Here is a 22246-nt window from a genome sequence, read left to right on the forward strand (position 1 = left end):
GGGGCGTAGTTATGTTAAGTCGTTTCTTTATTCAAAGGCCTAAGTTTGCCCTTGTAATATCCATTATATTGACGCTGGCAGGTGCGATTTCTCTCGCTATCTTGCCTGTGGCTGAATATCCAAAAATTAGCCCACCTTCTGTTAGCGTGTCAGCATACTACACAGGTGCAAGTGCTGAAGTTGTAGAACAGGCTATAGCCGACCCCATAGAAACGTCGGTTAACGGCGTAGAAGATATGCTCTATATGTCTTCTAAAAGTGCTAATGATGGTTCTTACAACCTTAACGTGACCTTTGACGTGGGTACTGATGCCGATATGGCTCAGGTCAACGTTCAGAACCGAGTTGCCCAAATCGAATCGAAACTTCCCCAAGAAGTAAGAATGGTGGGTGTAACAGTTAAGAAACGTTCACCTGACTTGTTGATGGTATTGAACTTCTACTCGCCAAACGGTGAGTACGACGATCAGTTCCTAATTAACTACGTAAACTTAAACATTAAAGACCAATTAGCTCGTGTGTCGGGAATTAGTGAAGTGAACGTGTTGGGTGGTGGTGAATATTCGATGCGTGTTTGGTTAGACCCTGAGAAAATGGCTAACCTAAATTTAACTACATCAGATGTTTATGGCGCGTTGGCTGAACAGAACGTTCAAGTGGCTGCTGGACGAATTGGTGCTGCACCTTACAGTAACCCGCAGGAAGTTCAGTTCAACTTGGTAACAAAAGGCCGATTAGAAACGGCTGATGAATTTGAAAACGTTGTTCTACGAGCAAATCAAGATGGTTCAAGTATTTACCTAAAAGATGTTGCACGTGTTGAACTGGGTAAAAAGTTCTACGACGGCAACGGTAAATACCGAGGTCAAGATGCTTCAATCGTAACGCTTTCTCTACAATCTGATGCAAATGCGTTGGAAAGTGGTAAGGCGGTAATGGCAATGCTGGACAATTTAAGCAAAAACTTCCCTGAAGGCGTTGCTTATGAAGCGAGTTATGACACCACGGTCTTCGTTGCTGAATCGATAAAAGGGGTAGTTAAGACGCTAATCGAAGCTATTTTGTTGGTAATCGCGGTGACTTACCTATTCTTAGGTAGTGCCCGTGCGACGTTGATTCCAGTGGTTGCGATTCCGGTATCTCTGATTGGTACTTTTGCGATCATGCAGATGACAGGCTTTACTATCAACACCGTGACGTTGTTTGGTTTGATCTTAGCGATCGGTATCGTAGTAGATGATGCGATCTTGGTTATCGAAAACGTTGATACTACCATGGCCAAAGATCCGACGATCTCCCCACGTAAAGCCACACTGATTGCGATGAAGGAAGTAACCGGTCCTATCGTAACTTCAACCTTGGTTCTGCTAGCCGTTTTCATACCTGTAGCTATGCTGCCAGGTATCACTGGTATCATGTACCGTCAATTCGCTCTGACTATCTGTATTGCGGTTGTTATCTCTTCTATTAACGCACTAACGCTTTCTCCTGCACTGTGTTCGCTGGTCCTTAAGCAGGGGGGGGGTAACACGGCACGTTGGTACCAAGCGTTTAACCGTGGTTTAGAAAATGTGACTAACAAATATGGTCAAATCGCTGGCTTCCTTGTGAAAAAGGGTGTTCTGCTATTTACCTTCTTTGTTGTTGCATTGGCTGCCGTTACTTACTTTGCGAAGACGACGTCTACAGCGTTCGTACCTCAAGAAGATAAAGGTATTTTGCTAGTTAACGTACAACTACCGGATGCGGCATCGTTATCTCGTACTGAAGACGTGACAGAGCAATTACTCGAGATGGTAGAGCAAGAGCCGGGTGTTGATGGTGTGACTCTGGTTAATGGTTACGCGTTCATGACGGGTGCTTCAGCGTCAAATGGTGCGTCGTTATTTATCAAGCTTCACGATTGGGATATGCGCAACGCATTAGAGGGTGAGCACTCAGCTTCTGCTATTTCTCGTCGTATTAATGGCCGAGCAGCAACTGAATTACCTCAAGCGATTGTTTTTGCTATGGGGCCTCCTGCGGTACCTGGCATGGGTGCAGCATCTGGTTTTGAGTTTGTTCTTGAAGATACACTAGGTCGAAGCCGCACTGATTTGGCAATGGTAATGAATGACGTGATTGCTGAGGCCACGAAACAGCCTGAGATTTCACACACATTCAGTACATTCCGTGCCAACGTGCCTCACTACTATGTTGATATTGACCGTGAGAAAGCACAGCAGTTGGGTATTCCGTTGTCGGAAATCTTCCAAACGCTACAAGGTAACCTTGGTTCTCTTTACGTGAATGATTTCACTATGTTTGGTAAGAATTTCCGTGTAACCATGCAAGCTGACAGCGAACACCGTAGCAGTATGGATGACCTGCAACGTTTCCATGTACGCTCGTCTAACGGTGAAATGATTCCGCTAAGCACTTTGGTGACCTACGATCAGATCTTCGAACCTGATGTAGCATGGCGTTACAACATGTACCGCAGTGCGGTGATTCAAGGGCAACCTGCACCGGGCTATTCAAGTGGTGATGCGATTGCAGCAATGGAGCGTGTGGCCGCTGATGTCTTACCTCAGGGTTATCAGTACGAATGGACCGGTATGGCTTACCAAGAAGTACTGGCAGGCAACCAAGCTATTTTTGCATTTGCGCTGGCACTGATCTTCATCTACCTGTTTATGGTGGCTCAGTACGAGAGTTGGACAATACCTATTGCGATTATCTTAGTGGTCCCTGTCGCAACCTTAGGTTCCTTTTTAGCGCTGAATTTAACCGGTACACCACTGAACCTTTATGCACAAATTGGTTTGGTACTCTTGATAGCCTTGGCCGCGAAGAACGCGATCTTGATTGTGGAGTTCGCGAAAGTTGAACGTGAAGAGAAAGATGCATCAATCGAAGATGCGGCTGTTAAGGGCGGTACATTGCGTTTCCGCGCTGTGAACATGACCTCTTGGTCATTTATCCTTGGCATATTCCCACTCATCTTCGCTGCGGGCGCAGGTCATGTAAGTCAGAACTCTCTGGGTATTTCATTGATTGGTGGTCTGTTATGTGTGCTACTCGCCGGTACGTTCCTAATCCCTGGCTTCTATGCATTCGTGCAACGTAAGCGTGAAAAGGCACACGGTGGTAATACTAAGTTAGTGCCATTGGATGATGAGTAAGGAATTTGACTACTTGTGAGTTAATCGTTGGATATTAACTCCTTGTAAGCTCATTTATACAAAAGGCTTAGTGTTGCGCTAAGCCTTTTTTATTCCACATGTGAATAAAAACGCTATTTATATAATCAAATGTTTACTATGTGATAGAGCTAATGCTCTAATTTGGGTTTTGTAATAAAATGATGTTTTATTATTAAGTTTCTGTTTATTAAGGAAATATCAAGGTTCAGCTAACGGGTGTATGCTCGAAAACATTTGCACAATAGTGTGAAGTGTTTCAAAATTACGAAGTTATATTGAAATTTTATGTGCATTGAGGTTCTTATGAAAGTCATTGATTTATTTAAACACCGAGGCGATAGCATGTCTTCGCAACACTCAGAGTTTATGCAATGGATGTCTCCAGCTCTTAGAGATTACTGGGGCGACTTTCTAAACCGTACGCAAAACAGCCATTTTTTCGCGTGGGTTCGTGATCACCACAAACCAGCGGTAAACGAAGATGCACCAGAGATGCCAATTGAGCAGCCAATCGTGCTAAAGCCCGAAGCACAACTTGTGTTTGATGAGCTTAAACAGCAGATTGGTGAAGTGATTCATACTGGTGACTGGATCAATGTTAGTCAAGACCGTATTAATCAATTCGGCCTTGTTACTGAAGATATGCAATGGATCCATACTGAACCTTCTAAGGCTGAAACAGACTCTCCGTTCAAAACAACCATCGCACATGGTTTTTTAACGTTATCGCTGCTTCCTCGATTGACAGACAGTGTTGACCCGGACAAATCTCAATTCCCAACAGCGAAGATGGTTGTAAACATTGGTCTTAACCAAGTACGTTTTCCATACCCTGTAAAGTCAGGTAGTAATGTTCGCGCTAAAAGTACGCTAACGAAAGTGACGCCAATTAAGAAAGGCTTAGAGATTGAACGCGAAATTCGTGTAGAAATCGAAGGTGTTCGTCGCCCTGGTGCTGTGATTGTTTCGGTAATCCAACTGCACTTTTAGTACTTTGTTGTAAGTGGTATAACTCTTAAATAAAGATTATAGATTCAAAAAAGAGAGAGCTTAGTGCTCTCTCTTTTTGTTTATACGATATCTCGCATTTACTCTATCTAAGAGTCGTTACTTAATACGTGTATAACCGTACTCTTCGATAAGATCTTGCCCTTGTTTTGACTTCACGAATTTAATGAAATCTTTACTCTCGTCAGAAACAGAGTCTGATTTGTGTAGTAATAAGAATGGGCGAGCCAATTCATAGCTGTGGTTAGCAATGTTCTTTGAGGTTGGCTCAACGCCTTCAAAGGTGATCGCTTTGATCGAACGATCGATAGAACCAACAGAGATAAAACCAATAGCATGTGGGTTATGGTTAACAATCGTTTTTACCATGCTATTACTGTTTACAACCAAGTTATTTGGATTGATATCAGACACTAGACGGTCGTTAATGATTTGAGTTAAACCAAGCAAGCTTTCGAAGCTATAACGAGATCCGGAAGATGCTTCACGAGTTACAACCGCGATAGGTTGATCTGCACCGCCGACTTCTTTCCAGTTCGTTATTTTGCCTTTGTAGATATCAAACAATTGCTCACGGGTAACGTTATTTACAGCATTTGAACGATTGGTTACAACCGCTAGACCGTCAAAGGCGATTGGGAACACCTTCAATTTTTCGTTCTGCTCACGGTTGGTTAAGTAGCGTGAGCTCATACCGATCTCAGATACACCTTTATTCACCATCGTAATCCCGGCTGTAGAGCCAATACCCTGAACTGCAATATAGTTGTCAGGGTGAGTCTTGTTGTACTCCTCTGCTAATACATCCATAACTCGCGCTACAGAAGTGGAGCCCGAAATATTGGTTTCTTGTGCAAAAGCAGCATGAGAAGACAGGGCTAAGGATAAAAGAGAGGCTAGCGCGACTCGTAACATAAACAACTCCTAGTTAATAACATTTGTCGCATATCATAGGTTGGTTATATGACACTTTTGTGAAATTCTATTCGTGTGCGGCATGACGGCTAGGCGGGCTTATAAGAGCGAGCTTGGCTTAAGATAGCCTGGTGTAAATAAGTTGTCGTTGTCGCTAACCGTTTGATGGGTTCATAGGAGGTAGCTTTGTTTATGAGAGCAAGACGGGTATTTTGTTTGAGCTTATTCGCTAAAATGTTTGTTGAGTTCTAAGCTAAGTAAATGAACTCGCTACTTAGGGGGCTCTAGGAAGTCGCAAGGGGTGTTATGTCCGTCATTCATATAGAACTGAATCGTCTTTTAATTGGGGCTGAAAGGCTCTGTACTTCTCGCAATCGCAGTTTACCTGTGGAGCTAGGCAAATCCCTCTATGAAGCATGTGAGGGCGGTGTGCTGTTTTCTCAGGCGCATTATTTGCTTGACTCTTCCCACAGTGATTATACAAACGACATTGCCTGTGTGACTTTTGATGAATCGTTATCATGCTGGTTGGTCACGGTGCCGCTTGAGGATGATTCGGAAAGTGACTCTGTAAATTGGGGGCCTTATCCTTACCTCGCGAAATCAAAGGATCTTGATGCTATTCTGGCTGAAATAGAAAAAGATCCTAAATCGTACTTTTGGTCCTAACTATCTGCTTATATGCTCGCTAATGGGCGCACTAACGACTTGATACCAAAAGCTGAACTCTTCCTCATACTCCCAATAATGATGTTATTCAACCTTCTAAACTTGCGGCTTCATGTTTTGCATCTGTGCTTGTGTAATCAATGAACGGAAGTCTTTTGGAGTCTTGCCATGATAGGTTTTAAAAGCGGTACTGAAGTGTGCCGCGCTTTTAAATCCAGATTCGTAAGCGATTTGAGTAATCGATTTGTTCGATGTTCTGAGCTGAGTAGCAGCATGGGCAATGCGCTTTATTTTCAAGAGATTTGAAAAGGAAAGGTCTTCGGCCGATAAACGGCGTTTAAGTGTGGCTGGTGACATCCCCATATAACTGGCTAGAGTATCGAGAGAGATATTATTTTCTATGTTCTGTTCAATGTAATGGATGACATTTTGTGTCACGGTCAAGCTAGAAGCACGAGCGATAATCATGAGTAAAGCCGGGTATTGCTCTACCATCAGCGACAATAGGCTTAAACCTAATTGGGTGAGAGCATAGTCGTTTTGAGTTGGTGCATTAGCAAGGGAAAGGATGAGTTCTTTTAAGTGACATATATCCGTGTCAGTTTTGTTGAACTTAATGTATTTATCTGGGATCCGGGTGGATTCTAAATCACTAAACTGATTAATGAACTTCTGAAAAATAGTTAAATCAAAATCTAAACAAGTCGCACTGAATTCACCATTTTCAGTATTTATATTGACGTCTTTAATCTGTCCTGAATTGTAAAGAGTGAAATCGCCTGCTTGCAACGAAGCCTCGTTGCCATTAGGCAGCGTAAAAGAGATGCTGCCTTTGGATACGATGAAGATACCGTTTTTAGAGGCAGGGTAACGTTCACGTTTCCTGGGAATAAAGTTTCTGAATTGAGTAACTGTAATCGATGACATAGTACGCTTCTTTGACGTTGTAAACGAGTTGCTTATTGGTTTTAGTATTGTTTAAGCATGAGATATTTACAAAAAAGGCGCTATTTATTAGCGCCTTTAGAAGTGAACCTTTGAAGCTTTTTACCTTGAAAGACTAAACTTGCAAGCCTAATCTTTAAAGCTCTTAAGCTTCGGTTTCATTTGTCGTTTCAGGCTCGCTAGGCAAGTCCGCAAAAACTTGAGTAGGCTTTGCTACTAAGTTACGGTTTTCCTGATTAACTTCTGAGAGAACTACTTCTAAAACGTCTCCCAGTTTGTATACCATTTCTTTATCGATAGATACAGTACCCAAATCACTGTTGCACTCGATTCTCTCTTTATTATCAATAATGAGAGAGCCAGGGATAAACGCGGCAGCACCATTCTCAAGTAGGCGAACACGCATGCCAGCACGGTTAATATCGAAGATCTCAGCTTGGAAGCGAGTTTCGTTTGCCGGAGCGTTTGCTAGAGTGCGAGCATACAACCAATCGCCCACATTACGTTCAGCCATACCGTGGTGACGACGGTGCAGAGCAAGTTCATCACCAATCGTTTCATCTGGCGTTTGAATTGGCGCTTTACCTACGATGTGTGCTTTAAGCATGCGGTGGTTAATCATGTCACCGTATTTACGAATTGGAGAAGTCCAAGTTGCGTAAATGTCTAAACCCATAGCGTAGTGTGGCGCAGGTTCATTGCTGATCTCACTGTACGCTTGGAATTTACGAATACGGTTGTCGTAGTAGCTGTTGTCTAAAGAACCTAACCAACGACGCAAAGTTGCGAAGCCTTCTAGAGAAACGATCTGCTCTTCTGTAAATGGTGTTTCGGCTTCTGGATTAACCAGTTCTAGAACGTCTGCTAATTTCTCTGCTTTAAATCCAGAGTGACAGTTAAACACACCTTGGTTAAAGCTTTCTTTTAGTACTCGGCCTGCACAGATGTTCGCGCTGATCATTGATTCTTCAACTAACTTGTTTGCACTGCGACGCATGTCTGCGTGAATAGCGACAACATCGTTATCTTCGCTAAGCTCAAAGCGGTAGTCAGGGCGGTCTGGGAACACAACAGCGTTTGTAGAGCGCCATGCTGAACGTGCTTGTGCAAATTGGTGAAGGTCAGAAACAATCACAGCGATCTCTTCTGATGGCTGCCATTTCTCTGATGTGCCTGTTTCTAGCCAGTCAGATACGTGATCGTAAGCAAGACGCGCGTGAGATTTGATGTTCGCAGCGAAGAAGTTAATGTCATCACCGATAACACCGTCTTTAGACACTGTTACTGTGCAGCAAAGTGCAGGGCGAACTTCGTTCTCTATTAGCGAACATAAGTTGTCAGCCAAGTCACGAGGCAACATTGGGATGTTACGACCTGGTAGGTAAATCGTGAAGCCACGTTCACGAGCGACTTTATCCATAGAATCATCTGGAGAGATGTAAGCCGTTGGATCAGCAATCGCGATAGTCAGTTCAAAATCACCGTTCTCTTTCTTCTTGGCGTAAAGGGCATCGTCCATATCTTTCGTGCTTTCACCATCAATGGTCACAAAAGGTACGTGCGTCATGTCTACGCGTTCAAGATCTGCGTCATCGTTGATTTGCCAGTTGTCGATGCCTTCAGGTTCGCTGTTTGGTAGGTCGTTTTGTGCCAACGTTACCCACCAAGGCGCGATTTTGTCATCGGCATCGGTGATTTTCTCTGAGATCTGAGCTAAGAAACCGTTATCACCTTTTAATGGGTGTTGAACGATGTGAGCGACAACCCAGTCGCCTTCTTTTAGCGTTTCAGGGTTTAAGCCTTTCTTAGCTTTTGCTTTTAGTTGCAGCTTTTTCAGTTGCGGGTGATCAGGAACAACGTTCAATCGACCTTTGAAAAGCTTCACTCGTGCGATGAAGCGAGTAAGACCTTGTTCAACCAATTCCTCTGGTTCGGCTACTTCGCGTTCTTTCTCTGTACGAATGATTGCAATGACTTTGTCGCCGTGTACACATTTTTTCATATATGGAGGCGGAATGAAGAAGCTTGTTTTGCTATCGACTTCGAGAAAACCAAACCCTTTTTCAGTGGCTTTGATCGTACCTTCCTTTTTAGGGAGGGTTTCTTGGATTTGCTGTTTTAGCTGAGCGAGTAGAGGATTATCTTGAAACATCTTACTTTTATCTAACGAGGGCAATTGAGCACACTATAATCATTGCGAGAGCTGATTACTACTTAAAGCCGAAGTGGACTGAAATTAATTGCCCACTTATTTAACTCTATCAATTCGACGTAGCAGAAACTCGATGACGAGATATTCATCAAGTTTTGACGATATGATAACCAGTATTGATATAAAACCGAAAAATATGTGATGTATTTCAATTTTTTCTGGCTTTTTTTATGCATTTAGGGAATAATCCGCCTCCCTTAGACGTCCCTAATGGCTTGAAGTGTTTTATTACTGCTTCGTAACTCTGAATGGAATCAGTATCTGATTGGATCAGTATTGGAATTGATAGAGCTCCCGGGACCTTTTGTTTACTTATATATAGTGGGATCCCAATGTCCGAATCTGTAATTCAATTTAATGAATTAGCCCTAAACGATAACATTCTTTCAGCTCTTGATAGCATGGGTTTCGTTTCTCCAACTCCAATCCAAGCAGCAGCTATTCCTCTTCTTCTTGAAGGCCGTGACGCACTAGGTAAAGCACAGACTGGTACTGGTAAAACAGCAGCATTCTCTCTGCCTTTGCTTAACAAAATCAACCTGAACCAACACAAACCACAAGCAATCATCATGGCTCCTACTCGTGAGCTAGCGATTCAAGTTGCTGCAGAAATCAAAAACTTAGGTCGTGACATCAACGGTCTTAAAGTTCTTGAAATCTATGGCGGTGCTTCAATTGTTGACCAAATGCGTGCTCTAAGCCGCGGTGCTCACATTGTTGTTGGTACTCCAGGTCGTGTTAAAGATTTACTAACTCGTGACCGTCTACACCTAGATGAAGCGCACACATTTGTTCTTGATGAAGCAGATGAAATGCTAAAAATGGGTTTTGTAGATGACGTTACTTGGATTCTTGAGCAAGCTCCAGAAACTGCACAACGTGTACTTTTCTCTGCAACTATGCCTCCAATGGTTAAGACTATTGTTGACCGTTACCTACGTAACCCTGCACGAGTTGACGTTGCTGGTACTAACCACACAGTTGACAAAGTAGCGCAGAATTTCTGGGTTGTTAAAGGCGTAGAAAAAGACGAAGCAATGTCTCGTCTTCTAGAAACTGAAGAAACTGACGCGTCAATCGTATTCGTACGTACTCGTCAAGACACTGAGCGTCTAGCTGATTGGCTATCTGCACGTGGCTTCAAGGCTGCTGCACTGCACGGTGATATTCCTCAGTCTTTACGTGAGCGCACTGTTGATCACATCAAACAAGGTGTTATCGATATCCTAGTTGCAACTGACGTTGTAGCTCGTGGTCTTGATGTTCCACGTATCACTCACGTATTTAACTACGACATCCCATTCGATGTTGAATCTTACATTCACCGTATTGGTCGTACAGGCCGTGCTGGACGTAAAGGTAAAGCGATCCTACTAGTTCGCACAAACCAAATCCGTATGCTTCGCACTATCGAGCGCGTGACTAAGTCATCTATGGAAGAAATCCAACTTCCTCTACGTGACCAAGTTGCTGCTGCACGTGTTGCTAAGCTTGGCGCTGAACTTGAAACAGAGAAAGAAAGCAAAGCACTAGAAAACTTTGCAGGTCTTATCTCTACTCTTCAAGAATCTCTAGAAGTTGATGCTGCTACTCTAGCTGCAATGCTTCTTAAACGTCAGCAAGGTAAGAGCCCACTATTCTACGTTGGCGAAGACCCAATGATTGCTGCTATTGAGCGTGATAAGAATCGTCGTAAAGAGCGTCGTGAAGATCGTGATAACGGCCGTGACGGTGGTGGTCGCAACTTCAATACGCAAGATTGGGATACTTACCAATTACAAGTTGGCCGTGAGCAAGGTGTTCAGGTTAAAGACATTGTTGGCGCACTAGCAAACGAACTTGGCCTAACTAAAGGTTCTATCGGTGCTATCAAGCTTGACCAAGGTTCTACTTACGTTCAACTGCCAAAAGCAATGAACTCTGAAACTGCTGGTAAGCTAAGCAAACTTCGTATTCGCCAAAAAGAAGCTGGCGCTGTAGTTGTTGATTTCAATGACTTCCGTGAGCCTCGTCGTGGCGGCGGTGGTCGTGATGGCAACCGTGGCGGTCGTGGCGGTCGTGATGGCGGCGGCTACCGTGGTAATCGTGAAGGCGGTAATCGCGAAGGTGGTAACCGTGAAGGTGGCAATGGCGGTCGTGGTGGCTACCGTGGCAACCGTGACGGTGCACGTGATGGTAACTCTGCTGGTGGTCGTGATGGCGAACGTCGCTTTGACCGTAACCGTGGTGGCGATCACCGTGGTAACTTCCGTGGCGAACGTGGTCATGGTAACGCTAATGGCGGCAACCGTGGTCGTCGTCCAGAGCGCAGCGAAGGTTAATCAACCTGTAGCGTAGACTTTAAGCATAAATGCTTTAGTCCAAACACTGAATTTAAAAGCCGAGCGTAATGCTCGGCTTTTTTGTGCGTGCTCGTTCGTTATAGCGGGTGCACCTTGTACTCAAATGGGGTATGTGAATGAGATGGTTAGCTATGACGGCGGTTGGTTTAGCAACAAAAGCAGTTAACTCAGCTTGTAGCGCATTAACCTAGCTGTATTGCGTTCTAAGCCTACACTTAAATATCGTGCTACAAGGTGGTGGGTACAATGAGTAGAAGCTATCTAACCACAGCCTAGAGCGTTATGCGTACGGTTGAGTTCGTAGTCATTGAAGAAAAGCATCTGATTGTGTCGTTCATTGTTCACTATCTTAATTTTGTGTTTTTGAAGTAAGCACTGATAAGGGGAATAAATAGTAGGCAACCCTCAGCAAGTAAGGATCGGGTAAAGTGACGTGTTCCACCAATTTATTCCATGGTTATTGAGTTTCGTTCGAGTTACTCAAATTCACTGAATTAGGCTAAAAATAATTTTCGCACTCGTTTGCTTCAGTTTTTTATGAACTTTTTATTCAACTATTTTTTAATTTCGATCTCGAAATAAATAGATTGATGACGAAGATCAACTTAATTGTGTTCATTTAGTGATTTTTTCAAAACAAAAGTTGAAAGATTCAAAAATTATTGAATAATGGGCTTAACTAAAATTGAAGTTAACACTTCATCCAATTCGTACTGAAACAGGATCCATATCCAATGTCTAATTCGTTTGTTCTGGTTATTAACTCGGGTAGTTCATCCCTTAAATTTGCTGTAATCAATTCTGTTTCTGGTGAAGCAGTATTAAGTGGCCTAGGGGAGTGTTTTGGTCTTGAAGATGCTCGTATGGGCTGGAAATATCAAGGCGAGAAAACTGAAATTGCCATTCAAGGTGAAGATAACCACCACAAAATTGCCATTGGCAAATTGGTTGGCCTGATGGAAGCTCTGGGCTTCACACAAGATATCGTTGCTATTGGTCATCGTATCGTACACGGTGGCGAGAAGTTCACACAGACTGTTCGTATTACTGAAGAAGTGACGAACGAAATTGAAAGCCTATCAGATCTAGCTCCACTTCATAACCCAGCAGGTGCTATCGGTATCCGCGCTGCGATTGAAGCTTTCCCTTCTTTACCTCAGTTTGCTGTTTTTGATACTGCGTTCCACCAAACGATGCCACAACGTGCATTCACGGGTGCAATTGCAAAAGAACTATACACAGACTTCGGCGTGCGTCGTTACGGCTTCCACGGTACTAGCCACTACTTCGTTAGTCGCGAAGCTGCTAAAATGCTGAACAAGCCGGTTGAAGAATCTAGCTTTATCTCTGTGCACCTAGGCAACGGCGCTTCTGTATGTGCTATCAAAGATGGCAACAGTGTTGATACTTCAATGGGCTTCACACCGCTTTCTGGCCTGATGATGGGTACACGTTGTGGTGATTTAGACCCAGGCATTATCGAGTACCTACTTAAGAAGGGTTGGTCACAAGAGCAAGTGTTTAACTCTCTAAACAAGGAGTCTGGCTTCCTGGGTGTGTCTGGTCTTACGAGCGATGCTCGTGGCATTTTAGAAGCAATGGAAGAGGGACATGAAGGCGCTAAACTTGCTTTTGAGGTGTTTACTTACCGCGTAGCGAAATACGTTGCTTCTTACCTTGCAACGCTAGACTCTCTAGACGGCATCATCTTCACTGGCGGTATCGGTGAGAACTCTCTACCAATTCGTCGTGAGATCCTAAGCAACCTTAAGATCCTTGGTTTTGTTGAAGATGTTGCTGGCAATGAAGCAGCTCGCTTTGGCGCTGAAGGTATCATTGCTAAGTCAGAAATGCTTGGTGCAGTAGCAATGGTTATTCCAACCAACGAAGAATTCGTTATTGCTCAACAATCGGTAGAACTTCTGTAATCTAGCCATTGCTTAAGCAAGAACATGAACAATTCAAAAGCGAGCCCAGGTGGCTCGCTTTTTTGTGTCAATTATAGTCAGATGAAAGCTACTTAACTTCGCATCTCAGTAGCACTTCATTATCAAGAACAACATTCGTCGACCAGATTAAGCTTGCCGATCTGCGCTTGTAACGGTTCCATCACTAAAGCTCGTGATGAACCCAAAAATTACCTTCACGAATCAGTCTCTGGTTGCTGATTGAGATAGTATTTTGCTACAAAACGCGCATAATCTTGCTATACAACACTTAACGAAGAAATTACCTATGACTACCTTTCAATACTACTTCCACCAACTGCCTTGCTTCGACTGTAAAAAAACAACAGTAAGTACTGATCTTGGTTGGTTAACGCCTGCGATGAAAGACGCTGCTATCGCACAAGTGACCGCGACTCTGGCCCAGGGGGAGGTTACGCCTGACCTTTCAGCTGAAGTGGTTTGTACGAAAGATGAAGCACGTGAGTACCTATTGCTGAACTTCTTTGGTTATTCAGAAGAAGAGCTAGTAAGCGGAATTGAAGCGGATGATGAAAAAGAAGTCGCAGATGAAATCGCAGAGCTACTAGAAGAAGGTGAAGATACGATCACCTTCGAGCATGAAATTGCGCTTCAGTGCTGTGCTGACTGTGATGTTGAAGAAGAGTCAAACTAAGCACTCGTATTATACGATGCATCCATCAATAGGTGTGATGTTCAAATGATCAAAGGCGTTAGTGGGTTAAAGTTCACTAACGCCTTTTTTATCTCTAGATCGTTAAGATTTTTGAGTCGCTATAATGTCTTGCTCGCTCAATTGAGAAAGGATCTCAGCGGTTTTCTCTCGGAATAGATCTCTCAATAAGCGAACGGTCGGGGTGATGGACTGACGACTTGGACATACTAACCACAGCTCGGTTGGGGTTGGCTTGAACTCTGGCATTATTTTAACCACTTCGCCAGAAAGCAAATGACTCGACATATCTAAACAAGATTTTATCGCCACACCTTTCCCTGCAACACACCAACGTCTAACAAGATCAGCATCGTTCGACGTGCGATTCCCTTTTAGCTTTACTTTATGATCCTGCTTGCCATCATTAAACACCCATTCGTCTTGCAACATATCATGCAGCTGATAAAGCAAACCGTTGTGCTCAGCTAAGTTACTTGGTTGGCTTGGCGTTCCCATCTCAGCTAAATATTCAGGGGCTGCGCACAATATTCTCGGCACATCGCAGATCTTGAAACCATACATGCTGGCGTCAGTCGGAGAGCCGTAACGCAGCGCCATATCAACAGAATCACGATAAAAATCGATGTTGCTGTCGCTGATGCTGGTACGAAGTGTTGCCTTTGGGTATTCAAGCAGAAATTCGTCAAGCCAAGGAGTGATCAGGTTTCGTCCTAGATCCGAAGAAAGTGCGATGCGGATTTCTCCATCCAAGATACCAAGCTCTTCGCGCATGTTGAGCTTGGCTTGCTCCAATATTTTCAAGGCTTGTTCACACTCAGGTAAATAGCGTTCGCCTGCTGAAGAGAGCCTCAGATGGCGAGTGGTTCTTACAAACAGCTCAGCGCCCAGTGCGACTTCAACACGTTTTACGGCAGCGCTCGCGGTGGCAGTACGCATATCTAGGTTGGTGGCTGCTGCGGTGATACTACGAAACTCCGCCACCTTTAAAATGACCTGCAAGTCTTCAAGAAGCATATTATCTACCTGTATTGAATTATTTTCTAAACATGGAGTTGGGACATTTCCCCATCACAATCTGCAGATGGGTTATCTCTACTTATCGCTTCTAAGTTAGCTTCAATTGCTTAATTGTCAAAAATAATTTGATAACAATTCAAACATTAGGCGGTTTATCTAAATTGAGAGTCAACTAAGATTAACTTGTCTAATTCAAGGAGAAAGCACAATGTCAGTACCATCAAAAATGAAAGCTATCGGATTTACTCAGTCACTTGCGATTGCAGAGCAAGACAGCCTAGTTGAGTTTGAAACAAACCTTCCAGAACTAAAAGAACATGATCTACTGGTAAAAGTGAGCGCGACGTCTATCAATCCAGCAGATGCGAAAATTCGAATTCGTAGTGCTCAAGATAAAACTCTCGAGCAACCAAAAGTCCTTGGTTATGACGCAGTCGGTGAAGTTGTCGGTAAAGGTACAGACGTTGAAGGCTTTGAACTAGGCGACCGTGTTTACTATGCAGGTGACGTAACTCGTATGGGCGCTAATGCTGAATACCAAGCCGTTGACTACCGTATTACGGCGAAAGCACCAACGAGCCTTTCTGATGAAGCGGCTGCAGTTATGCCGCTAGCAACACTTACAGCGTGGGAAGCGTTGTTTGATCGCCTACGTGTTCGTTCAGAAGAGAAAAAATCCATTCTGATCATTGGTGGTGCTGGTGGTGTCGGTTCAATCACGATTCAATTGGCGAGCCAGTTGACTAACCTGACGGTTATTGCGACGGCTTCAAGACCTGAAACTGAACAGTGGGTAAGGGATATGGGGGCAGACCATGTGGTGAATCACCGTAACTTGGTTGAATCTGTACGAGAGCAAGGTATTCAGCATGTCGATTACATTTTCAATGTCGCAGACACCAAAGGACATTGGGAATCGATGGTGGAGCTGATTGCACCGCAAGGCATGATCAGTTCTATTGTTGAGTTCGATGGTGGAATTGATCTTTCTGCGCTTCAAGGTAAGTCTGCAGGTTTTGTGTGGGAGCTGATGTTCACACGTTCACTGTTCAACACAGACGATATTCAGAAACAACAAGATATTTTGTTCCAAGCAGCGAACCTGATCGATGCTGGCCGCATTAAGTCTACGCTTACTACCACATTGAATGGCTTTAGTGTTGAGACTCTGAAAGATGCACACCAACGTATTGAAAGCAGCTCCTCGATAGGTAAAACAGCCATCAAATACTAAGTACTGATGATTTGAATAGTCGACGATTTAAATAGAACAAGCCCCCTGATATCTAATTGCTCGTCAAAAGGTATCAGGGGTTTTTATTTGTTTGCGGTTTAGTCCGTTTCTGGTGATGTGATAGGTTGCGATGTTTTGAATTGAAGCTGTATTAGGTCTAGCTCAAAAGGCGAGGGCTGTTTGTCTGCAATCAAAAAGCCAATTTGCTTGATGTCTTGTGCCTTAAGTTCCAGGGCATCGCTCAGTAGCCGACCTCTGAACACCGCTTGAAAATCATTGAAGTGGAAGACCTTGTTTAGCTGCTCTCCCTTTATGGTATCGAAATCGTGTTTGTATTGAACTCGACTACCTTCCTTCCAAGTGGTGAACCTCAGTTGGTAGGTGCGACCATCACCAGCGAATATTAGCTCTGCACTATCTTTTTCATGGGCAGGTGATTCAATGGAGCGCTTTACAGAACTGAAACCACCATTATTTTCTAACGAGAGCTCTCCCCTAAATCGACTCATGTTATTAAGATAAATGAGCTCGCCTGTTGAGATGCCGCCCATTACATCGTCGTTAGTCACTGTCCAGTTTTGATGCTCACTAGCTTGTGTAAAGTCGATCATGTTTGTCCCTGTTGCATCCGCTTTTAGACTTAACGAGTTTAGGCTGAGTAGAAAAAATAAAGATGTGGTTAGCCTAAATGGTAACCGTGTTTTATAAGTGGCCCCGTTCATGATTTTCTCCACTGCTTCTCCTTAGACTCTGCCTTATTGACTCAATAGCTAAGGACAGCTTACGGAGAAAGTTCAGTTTCAAGCATAGCTAAACAACGGTTGATGAAGCCTTCATAGTTCGGTGCCTTGTCGTATTCGATCTTCAATGAACCATGGAACATCAGTGTTACTGTAACGTCTCTGTAGCTTAGCCAACAGGTGTAGCCGTCGTAATCGTGCCACGCAAACATCTCGCCAAATTGATATTTGTTCTCTAATTGCTCGCCAGATGAACGAATGTAATCGAACACTCTAAGAAATTCTTTGATGGTGATTCTGTTGTCCATGTGTTGCTCCCGCTGAGTAGCCGATGAAAAAACGTTAAGTGCTTGTATTTGAATTAACTACGGTTTGGCTCTGCATTGCGATCACAGTCGGGAATTGAGTATTCAATCAATGTGGTGCGGCATGGTTTATCGGAAGTGAAATAGTGAGTTGCTTATTAACTTCCACGATCGCAAGTGGGTGGTCATGACTTTGCGCTGCCAGCAATGCGAAGTGTAGGATCAAGCTTGTGACCCAAGAAAAGATTTAAGATGGTATTGAACCAATTCCCACCACTGAAGTTATCAAGCAAAAATTCCCGGCCATCACCAATACTCCGATAGTTGATCTTGACCAGTACCGGCTCTGATTCTGTGATGATGAACTTGCTATGGCAGACACCAAACTCCACACCGAATTCCTGACGCTGACGAAGTGCTTTCTTTCGAGATTACAAGAAAGGGAGCTTTCTATCTTATTGTTTTTATTTACTCTTTTATCATTAGTGGCGTTGCATATTGCAAAGCAAATATAGATCAAAAAATATATATTGCAAATATAAATGATATTTGTTTTTATTCGCATCTGTTGTGATTTTATAAACTAAAACGGAATTAGATGATGAACATTAGATTGGCCTTGTCCCCTCTCGCTTTGGCTATTGGAGGTGCATTAACCGCAGTAGTTACCGTGTCGAATGTAATGGCTGCAGAAGAAATAATGACGGATGAAACCCTACAAGTTATTGGTCATCAGTACGAAGGTTACGCGGAGCACATGCCGCAATCGGGTACCAAAACCGATGTCGAATGGTTGGATGTACCGCAAGCAGTATCGGTGGTCACAAAGACGGAAATGCAAGACCGCGGTGCTGTACGTTTGGTGGATGCTCTTGATGGTGTTGCCGGGGTTAACAATACCTTGGGTGAGGGGAGCCGAGACCAATTTGTGATTCGTGGTTTTGATGCACTCAACGACATGTACCGTGATGGTATGCGTGATGACGGGACTCTGCAATCGTACCGAAGTCTAGCGAATATAGAACGTGTCGAAGTGGTAAAAGGCCCTGCAGGCGCACTTTATGGCCGAGGCTCAGCAGGCGGTATCATCAACTTGGTCACCAAGCGTGCTAACGGTGATAATTTCACACACGTCAATGGCAGTGTCGGCAGCAATAATCTGTTTGTTGGTCAGGTCGACAGCTCGATGGCGTTTACTGACAAAGTCAGTGGTCGTATCAACGTGGAAAGTCGACAGTCGGATTCTTATGTAGACCATGTCGATTCTAGTGATTTCTTTATCGCACCCACCATTCGTGTATTACCTGCTGAGGGGCATACCATAGATCTTGATGTCGAATATGCTCACCAAGAGCTAGTGCCATATCGTGGGGTTCCATCTAAAAATGGTAAGCCTGTCGATGTCTCTGAAAGCACGTTTTATGGCGGTAGGAATGACTATCAAGAGTCAGACAGTATTCGTGTTGGTGTTAATTATGAATGGCTTTTGAACAGTGAATGGGCATGGACAAACCGCGCAGCATACAACCATATTGAGCTTGAACAAAAAGGTACGCGTCAAGGCACGGTAACAGGGGACCAAGTATCTCAAACCGTGAACAACTTCGGCTATGATCCTCGTACCACGACAACACTACAGTCTGAGTTGGTTTGGGAAACTAACTCTAACCAAATGATGATTGGTGCCGATTACAACCAGATTAATATCGATCTCACTCTAGCTAGCGATCAAACCCTACCTTCACAAGACATCTATAACCCTGTAACAGGCCCAACACCTGATCCGGGCTTCAAACCTTTCCGTGATAACACGACAACGACCACTGGCGTTTATATTCAAGACGTTTATACCTTTGGTGATCTTTCTGTGATCGGCAATGTGCGTTACGACTCGATGGAGCTTGAACAGCAAAAAGCGGGCTCAGTAAAAGAGAATCTAAACGATGACAAAGTGAGCTACCGCGGTGGTTTGGTCTACCGTCTCAACAATGATATGTCAGTGTACGCGAGCTTAGCTCGTTCATGGCAATTGCCTTACTCCGGTATTTATATCAATCCTAAATTGGCTGAATTCTTCCATACCGATCTAAAAGAAGTGGGTGCAAAAGCTTACTTGTTAGATAGCGCCTTGATGCTAAATGCCGCGGTCTTCCAAATTGATCAAGAGCAACCAGAAACGAATATAGACGGAGACGTTGTTAACAAGATCGAAGCTCGCCACCAAGGTATTGAGCTAGAAGCTCGCGGTCAATTTACTGAGCAGTGGGATATTTCGGTGGGCTATAGCTACCTCGATGCAGAAAACAAAGAGACAGGCAAAAAGCCGAACGATGTGTCTGATCACCTGTTTTCTCTTTGGAGCACTTATCAGCTAGACGATAACTGGCGTTTAGGTGGTGGCGTGAAATACGTAGGTGACCGATACGCAGGTAATGATGAAGCTGTAGCGCTGGGTGACTACACCACGGTTGACTTGATGGCTGCGTACACCACGGGTCGTCACAAAGTTCAAGCGAACGCTTACAACGTGTTTAATGAGGAATACATTCTGGGCGCAACTAACGGTACGTCAGGTACTAACCAGATTGGTTACGGAGCGCCAGTCGAATTTATGCTCAGCTAAGGCTATCAGTTTTAAAAGCCAATTCAGTTCTAAGAGCGAATTCATTTCTAGGAGTTAGTTCATTTCTAAGAGCTATTTCGACTCTAAAAACGATTGATTTACTCGCTACGAATGAGTGAACAGTTGGCCTCATTTTGGGGCCGTTTAGCCCATAGGATCAAAGCGCCGATATAACCGAAAACACGGCCTTTGATCCTAACCTGCCTACTTAGGAGATTTTCATGCCTTACCAGAATTTGGATGGTAAACCCTGTACTCAATCACACCAAAAGTTGCGTCTAAGTACCCTTGCAATGGCCATCGCTTCAGTGACTTCCATGAGCGCATTTGCAGCGTCTGATCCTCAAACAACGACTATGGAAACGGTTGTCGTGACAGGTAGCTTGATCGGTAACTCAGAGCTAGAGGATGTGAAAGAGTATCCGGGAGCGCGTACCGTTCTAACTAACGAACAAATTAAAAAGACTGGCGCACTTTCGATTGATTCGGCCTTCCAAAGTGTACCGGGCATTAAGGTTCAAGACGAAACGGGTACGGGTGTATTGCCTAACATCTCGGTGCGTGGCTTGAAAGCCAGCCGCAGTGGGCATGCTCAATTTCTAATGGACGGTGTGCCACTGACTCTTGCGCCTTATGGTCATACCGGACAATCTATTTTCCCTGCGACTCTGTCGATGCTTGACCGAATTGATATCGTACGTGGTGGTGCTGCTGTGCAGTACGGGCCAAACAACGTGGGTGGTGTGATCAACTTGGTGACTAAGCCTATTCCACACGAATGGCAAACGGAAATAAGTAATCGCTTTACTGTATTCGAGGATGGCGATACGCCGCTCAACGACTTTTATCTGCGCACGGGCGGTTGGTTAACCGATACGCTAGCACTTCAAGTTGAGGGGAACTTCTTAAAAGGTGAAAGCTTCCGTGAACACTCCGACACCGATGTCAAAAACTTCCAAGCGAAGTTGCAGTGGTTACTGAGTGATACTCAAGAGCTGCAAGCTTTCGTGCAGCGTTATGATGCAGATACGCAAATGCCCGGTGCTTTATCGCCAGATGATTATGACAAAGATCGTACTCAGTCGAAGCGCCCGTACGATGAATATCAAGGCACTTCAACGCGTTGGAGCCTGAAGTATTTACATGACTTGAATCTTGCAGATAGTGCTGAATTAGAAATACTGACGTTTGGCCACCGTTCTGAGCGTTTCTTCCAATGGGGCTTTAACAGTGCTGGTGGTCACTGGGCGGATCCGGCATTACCGTCAACCGATATTCGTACGTCACCACGTGAATTTGCTGTTTATGGTGTTGAACCTAAACTCGCGATGTACTTTGACGGAAATACGGTAACGCAAAACGTGATTGTTGGGGCACGCTACGTCAACGAAGATATCGATTACAAGCTCACTCAAACATCAATTTCTAGTGGAGTAACCACAATCCCACGCGACTGGCATCTTGATACTGACGCTTTTGCTGGTTACATCAGTAACGAAATCGGCCTGTTCAATGATGTACTGAAAGTCACTCCGGGTATTCGTTACGAATCGATTGATATGACGTTTGATGACCTGGGTACAGCACAGAGCACAGACAATAAAGTGACGGAATGGCTGCCGGGCTTAACTGTAGCATACCACCTGACAGAACAGTGGGTGGGTTACACTAATGCGCAGAAATCTTTGCGTGCACCACAGATTGCTTACATTCGAGGTCTAGGAGAAGAGGGCAGTGAACTAGCATGGAACTATGAGTTGGGTGCGCGCTACAACCAAGATTCAACCAGCTTTAACATCGCACTATACCGCATTGATTTTGAAGATCAGCTGCAATGGCAAAGTGCTACTCAAACTTTCGACAACATTGGTAAAACCCTTCACCAAGGTGTTGAACTTTCAGGTCGCTACGTGCCTCAAGCGATGCAAGCGTTGAGTTTGGGCGCTGGTTATAACTACTTAGATGCAACTATCGAGGAAGAGGGCGCAAACAAAGGTAATCAACTTCCTTATACGTCTAAACATCAATTTAGTTGGGATGCGACTTACGCCTTTAGCAAGGTAGATACTACTTTATCTGGTTACTACTTTAGCGAATCTTATTCTGATAATGCGAATACAAGTGCCGAAGATGCAACGGGCGCGACAGGTAAAGTGCCTGCCTACATGGTCTGGAACTTTAACCTAGGTTCGGACTTGTACAAGGATGAAAACAGTAAGCTGCGCATGAACCTTGCGGTGAACAACTTGTTTGATGAGGACTATTACTTCCGCGGTATTGATACCAGCCCAGTTGGTCGTTATCCAGCCCCAGGACGTTCTTACACTTTGGATCTGAATTATCAGTTCTAATACGTAATTTATTGAAAGTAATAACGAATAAAAGTCGTCAATACTCTTGGCGGCTTT

General features: G+C 44.1%; 16 protein-coding genes. 9 read left to right on the forward strand and 7 right to left on the reverse strand.

Annotated elements, in window-relative coordinates; genetic code table 11:
- The first annotated feature begins 11 nt into the window (after nucleotides 1-11).
- Together L8S15_RS14735 and L8S15_RS14740 are read left to right on the forward strand one after the other, a co-directional pair.
- Nucleotides 12-3164 carry an efflux RND transporter permease subunit gene (locus L8S15_RS14735; RefSeq protein WP_016792641.1) on the forward strand — a complete coding sequence of 1051 codons (3153 nt, stop codon included), beginning with the start codon at nucleotides 12-14 and terminating at the stop codon, nucleotides 3162-3164.
- Nucleotides 3165-3488: 324 nt separating this feature from the next.
- Nucleotides 3489-4175: a MaoC family dehydratase gene (locus L8S15_RS14740; RefSeq protein WP_010431031.1), complete on the forward strand. Its 687-nt coding sequence runs from the start codon at nucleotides 3489-3491 to the stop codon at nucleotides 4173-4175.
- 117 nt (nucleotides 4176-4292) lie between these two features.
- On the opposite strand, the gene L8S15_RS14745 is transcribed toward L8S15_RS14740, so the two are convergent.
- Entirely contained in the window at nucleotides 4293-5108 is an 816-nt protein-coding gene (locus tag L8S15_RS14745) for a phosphate ABC transporter substrate-binding protein (protein WP_010431028.1), read from the reverse strand.
- Nucleotides 5109-5414: 306 nt separating this feature from the next.
- Between L8S15_RS14745 and L8S15_RS14750 the strand changes: the two genes are divergently transcribed.
- Nucleotides 5415-5777 (forward strand): DUF3024 domain-containing protein, encoded by a 363-nt coding sequence (locus L8S15_RS14750; RefSeq protein WP_010431025.1) that lies wholly within the window; start codon nucleotides 5415-5417, stop codon nucleotides 5775-5777.
- Between the two features lie 96 nt (nucleotides 5778-5873).
- On the opposite strand, the gene L8S15_RS14755 is transcribed toward L8S15_RS14750, so the two are convergent.
- Both L8S15_RS14755 and rnb read right to left on the reverse strand, forming a co-directional pair.
- Nucleotides 5874-6704, reverse strand: coding sequence for an AraC family transcriptional regulator (locus L8S15_RS14755; RefSeq protein WP_280573849.1), 831 nt, complete (start codon nucleotides 6702-6704; stop codon nucleotides 5874-5876).
- A gap of 163 nt (nucleotides 6705-6867) precedes the next feature.
- Nucleotides 6868-8874 carry an exoribonuclease II gene (gene rnb / locus L8S15_RS14760; RefSeq protein WP_016792637.1) on the reverse strand — a complete coding sequence of 669 codons (2007 nt, stop codon included), beginning with the start codon at nucleotides 8872-8874 and terminating at the stop codon, nucleotides 6868-6870.
- A 392-nt stretch (nucleotides 8875-9266) separates the two neighbouring features.
- Here rnb and L8S15_RS14765 point away from each other — a divergent pair, with 392 nt between their 5' ends.
- From L8S15_RS14765 to L8S15_RS14775, 3 genes are all read left to right on the forward strand, one after another.
- Nucleotides 9267-11255, forward strand: coding sequence for a DEAD/DEAH box helicase (locus tag L8S15_RS14765; RefSeq protein ID WP_010431019.1), 1989 nt, complete (start codon nucleotides 9267-9269; stop codon nucleotides 11253-11255).
- Nucleotides 11256-12010: 755 nt separating this feature from the next.
- Entirely contained in the window at nucleotides 12011-13204 is a 1194-nt protein-coding gene (locus L8S15_RS14770; protein ID WP_016789633.1) for an acetate/propionate family kinase, read from the forward strand.
- A 307-nt stretch (nucleotides 13205-13511) separates the two neighbouring features.
- The gene (locus L8S15_RS14775; RefSeq protein ID WP_010430663.1) at nucleotides 13512-13898 is read left to right on the forward strand and encodes a hypothetical protein; all 387 of its coding nucleotides are present in this window, start codon (nucleotides 13512-13514) and stop codon (nucleotides 13896-13898) included.
- Nucleotides 13899-14000: 102 nt separating this feature from the next.
- Here L8S15_RS14775 and L8S15_RS14780 read toward each other — a convergent pair whose 3' ends face one another.
- Nucleotides 14001-14933 carry a LysR family transcriptional regulator gene (locus L8S15_RS14780; protein WP_010430660.1) on the reverse strand — a complete coding sequence of 311 codons (933 nt, stop codon included), beginning with the start codon at nucleotides 14931-14933 and terminating at the stop codon, nucleotides 14001-14003.
- 211 nt (nucleotides 14934-15144) lie between these two features.
- On the opposite strand from L8S15_RS14780, the gene L8S15_RS14785 reads away from it, so the two are divergent.
- Complete coding sequence (locus tag L8S15_RS14785; protein WP_016784224.1) at nucleotides 15145-16170, forward strand: zinc-binding alcohol dehydrogenase family protein; 1026 nt, start codon at nucleotides 15145-15147, stop codon at nucleotides 16168-16170.
- Between the two features lie 98 nt (nucleotides 16171-16268).
- Here the strand turns inward: L8S15_RS14785 and L8S15_RS14790 are convergent, their stop codons facing one another.
- The 3 genes from L8S15_RS14790 to L8S15_RS21855 form a co-directional block, all read right to left on the reverse strand.
- The gene (locus L8S15_RS14790) at nucleotides 16269-16904 is read right to left on the reverse strand and encodes a CIA30 family protein (RefSeq protein ID WP_102385162.1); all 636 of its coding nucleotides are present in this window, start codon (nucleotides 16902-16904) and stop codon (nucleotides 16269-16271) included.
- Between the two features lie 47 nt (nucleotides 16905-16951).
- A complete protein-coding gene (locus L8S15_RS14795; RefSeq protein WP_010430650.1) occupies nucleotides 16952-17218 on the reverse strand; it encodes a DUF3081 domain-containing protein in 267 nt (88 codons plus the stop codon).
- A gap of 182 nt (nucleotides 17219-17400) precedes the next feature.
- Nucleotides 17401-17607 (reverse strand): hypothetical protein, encoded by a 207-nt coding sequence (locus tag L8S15_RS21855; RefSeq protein WP_010430647.1) that lies wholly within the window; start codon nucleotides 17605-17607, stop codon nucleotides 17401-17403.
- A gap of 209 nt (nucleotides 17608-17816) precedes the next feature.
- Here L8S15_RS21855 and L8S15_RS14800 point away from each other — a divergent pair, with 209 nt between their 5' ends.
- Together L8S15_RS14800 and L8S15_RS14805 are read left to right on the forward strand one after the other, a co-directional pair.
- Nucleotides 17817-19838: a TonB-dependent siderophore receptor gene (locus tag L8S15_RS14800; RefSeq protein WP_102385160.1), complete on the forward strand. Its 2022-nt coding sequence runs from the start codon at nucleotides 17817-17819 to the stop codon at nucleotides 19836-19838.
- A 221-nt stretch (nucleotides 19839-20059) separates the two neighbouring features.
- Nucleotides 20060-22189, forward strand: coding sequence for a TonB-dependent siderophore receptor (locus L8S15_RS14805; RefSeq protein ID WP_102385159.1), 2130 nt, complete (start codon nucleotides 20060-20062; stop codon nucleotides 22187-22189).
- Nucleotides 22190-22246: the final 57 nt, after the last annotated feature.

The sequence above is a fragment of the Vibrio sp. S/42/10 genome (assembly GCF_029890535.1).
In the GTDB taxonomy this organism is placed as follows: domain Bacteria; phylum Pseudomonadota; class Gammaproteobacteria; order Enterobacterales; family Vibrionaceae; genus Vibrio; species Vibrio cyclitrophicus.

Excerpts from the sequence above, each read along its gene's own strand:
- L8S15_RS14750 (WP_010431025.1), top strand. The coding sequence starts at position 5,415 with ATGTCCGTCATTCATATAGAACTGAATCGTCTTTTAATTGGGGCTGAA.
- L8S15_RS14805 (WP_102385159.1), top strand. The coding sequence starts at position 20,060 with ATGCCTTACCAGAATTTGGATGGTAAACCCTGTACTCAATCACACCAA.
- L8S15_RS14735 (WP_016792641.1), top strand. The coding sequence starts at position 12 with ATGTTAAGTCGTTTCTTTATTCAAAGGCCTAAGTTTGCCCTTGTAATA.
- L8S15_RS14740 (WP_010431031.1), top strand. The coding sequence starts at position 3,489 with ATGAAAGTCATTGATTTATTTAAACACCGAGGCGATAGCATGTCTTCG.
- L8S15_RS14745 (WP_010431028.1), bottom strand. The coding sequence starts at position 5,108 with ATGTTACGAGTCGCGCTAGCCTCTCTTTTATCCTTAGCCCTGTCTTCT.
- L8S15_RS14770 (WP_016789633.1), top strand. The coding sequence starts at position 12,011 with ATGTCTAATTCGTTTGTTCTGGTTATTAACTCGGGTAGTTCATCCCTT.
- L8S15_RS14765 (WP_010431019.1), top strand. The coding sequence starts at position 9,267 with ATGTCCGAATCTGTAATTCAATTTAATGAATTAGCCCTAAACGATAAC.
- L8S15_RS14780 (WP_010430660.1), bottom strand. The coding sequence starts at position 14,933 with ATGCTTCTTGAAGACTTGCAGGTCATTTTAAAGGTGGCGGAGTTTCGT.
- L8S15_RS14795 (WP_010430650.1), bottom strand. The coding sequence starts at position 17,218 with ATGGACAACAGAATCACCATCAAAGAATTTCTTAGAGTGTTCGATTAC.
- L8S15_RS14800 (WP_102385160.1), top strand. The coding sequence starts at position 17,817 with ATGAACATTAGATTGGCCTTGTCCCCTCTCGCTTTGGCTATTGGAGGT.
- L8S15_RS14785 (WP_016784224.1), top strand. The coding sequence starts at position 15,145 with ATGTCAGTACCATCAAAAATGAAAGCTATCGGATTTACTCAGTCACTT.
- rnb (WP_016792637.1), bottom strand. The coding sequence starts at position 8,874 with ATGTTTCAAGATAATCCTCTACTCGCTCAGCTAAAACAGCAAATCCAA.
- L8S15_RS14775 (WP_010430663.1), top strand. The coding sequence starts at position 13,512 with ATGACTACCTTTCAATACTACTTCCACCAACTGCCTTGCTTCGACTGT.
- L8S15_RS14755 (WP_280573849.1), bottom strand. The coding sequence starts at position 6,704 with ATGTCATCGATTACAGTTACTCAATTCAGAAACTTTATTCCCAGGAAA.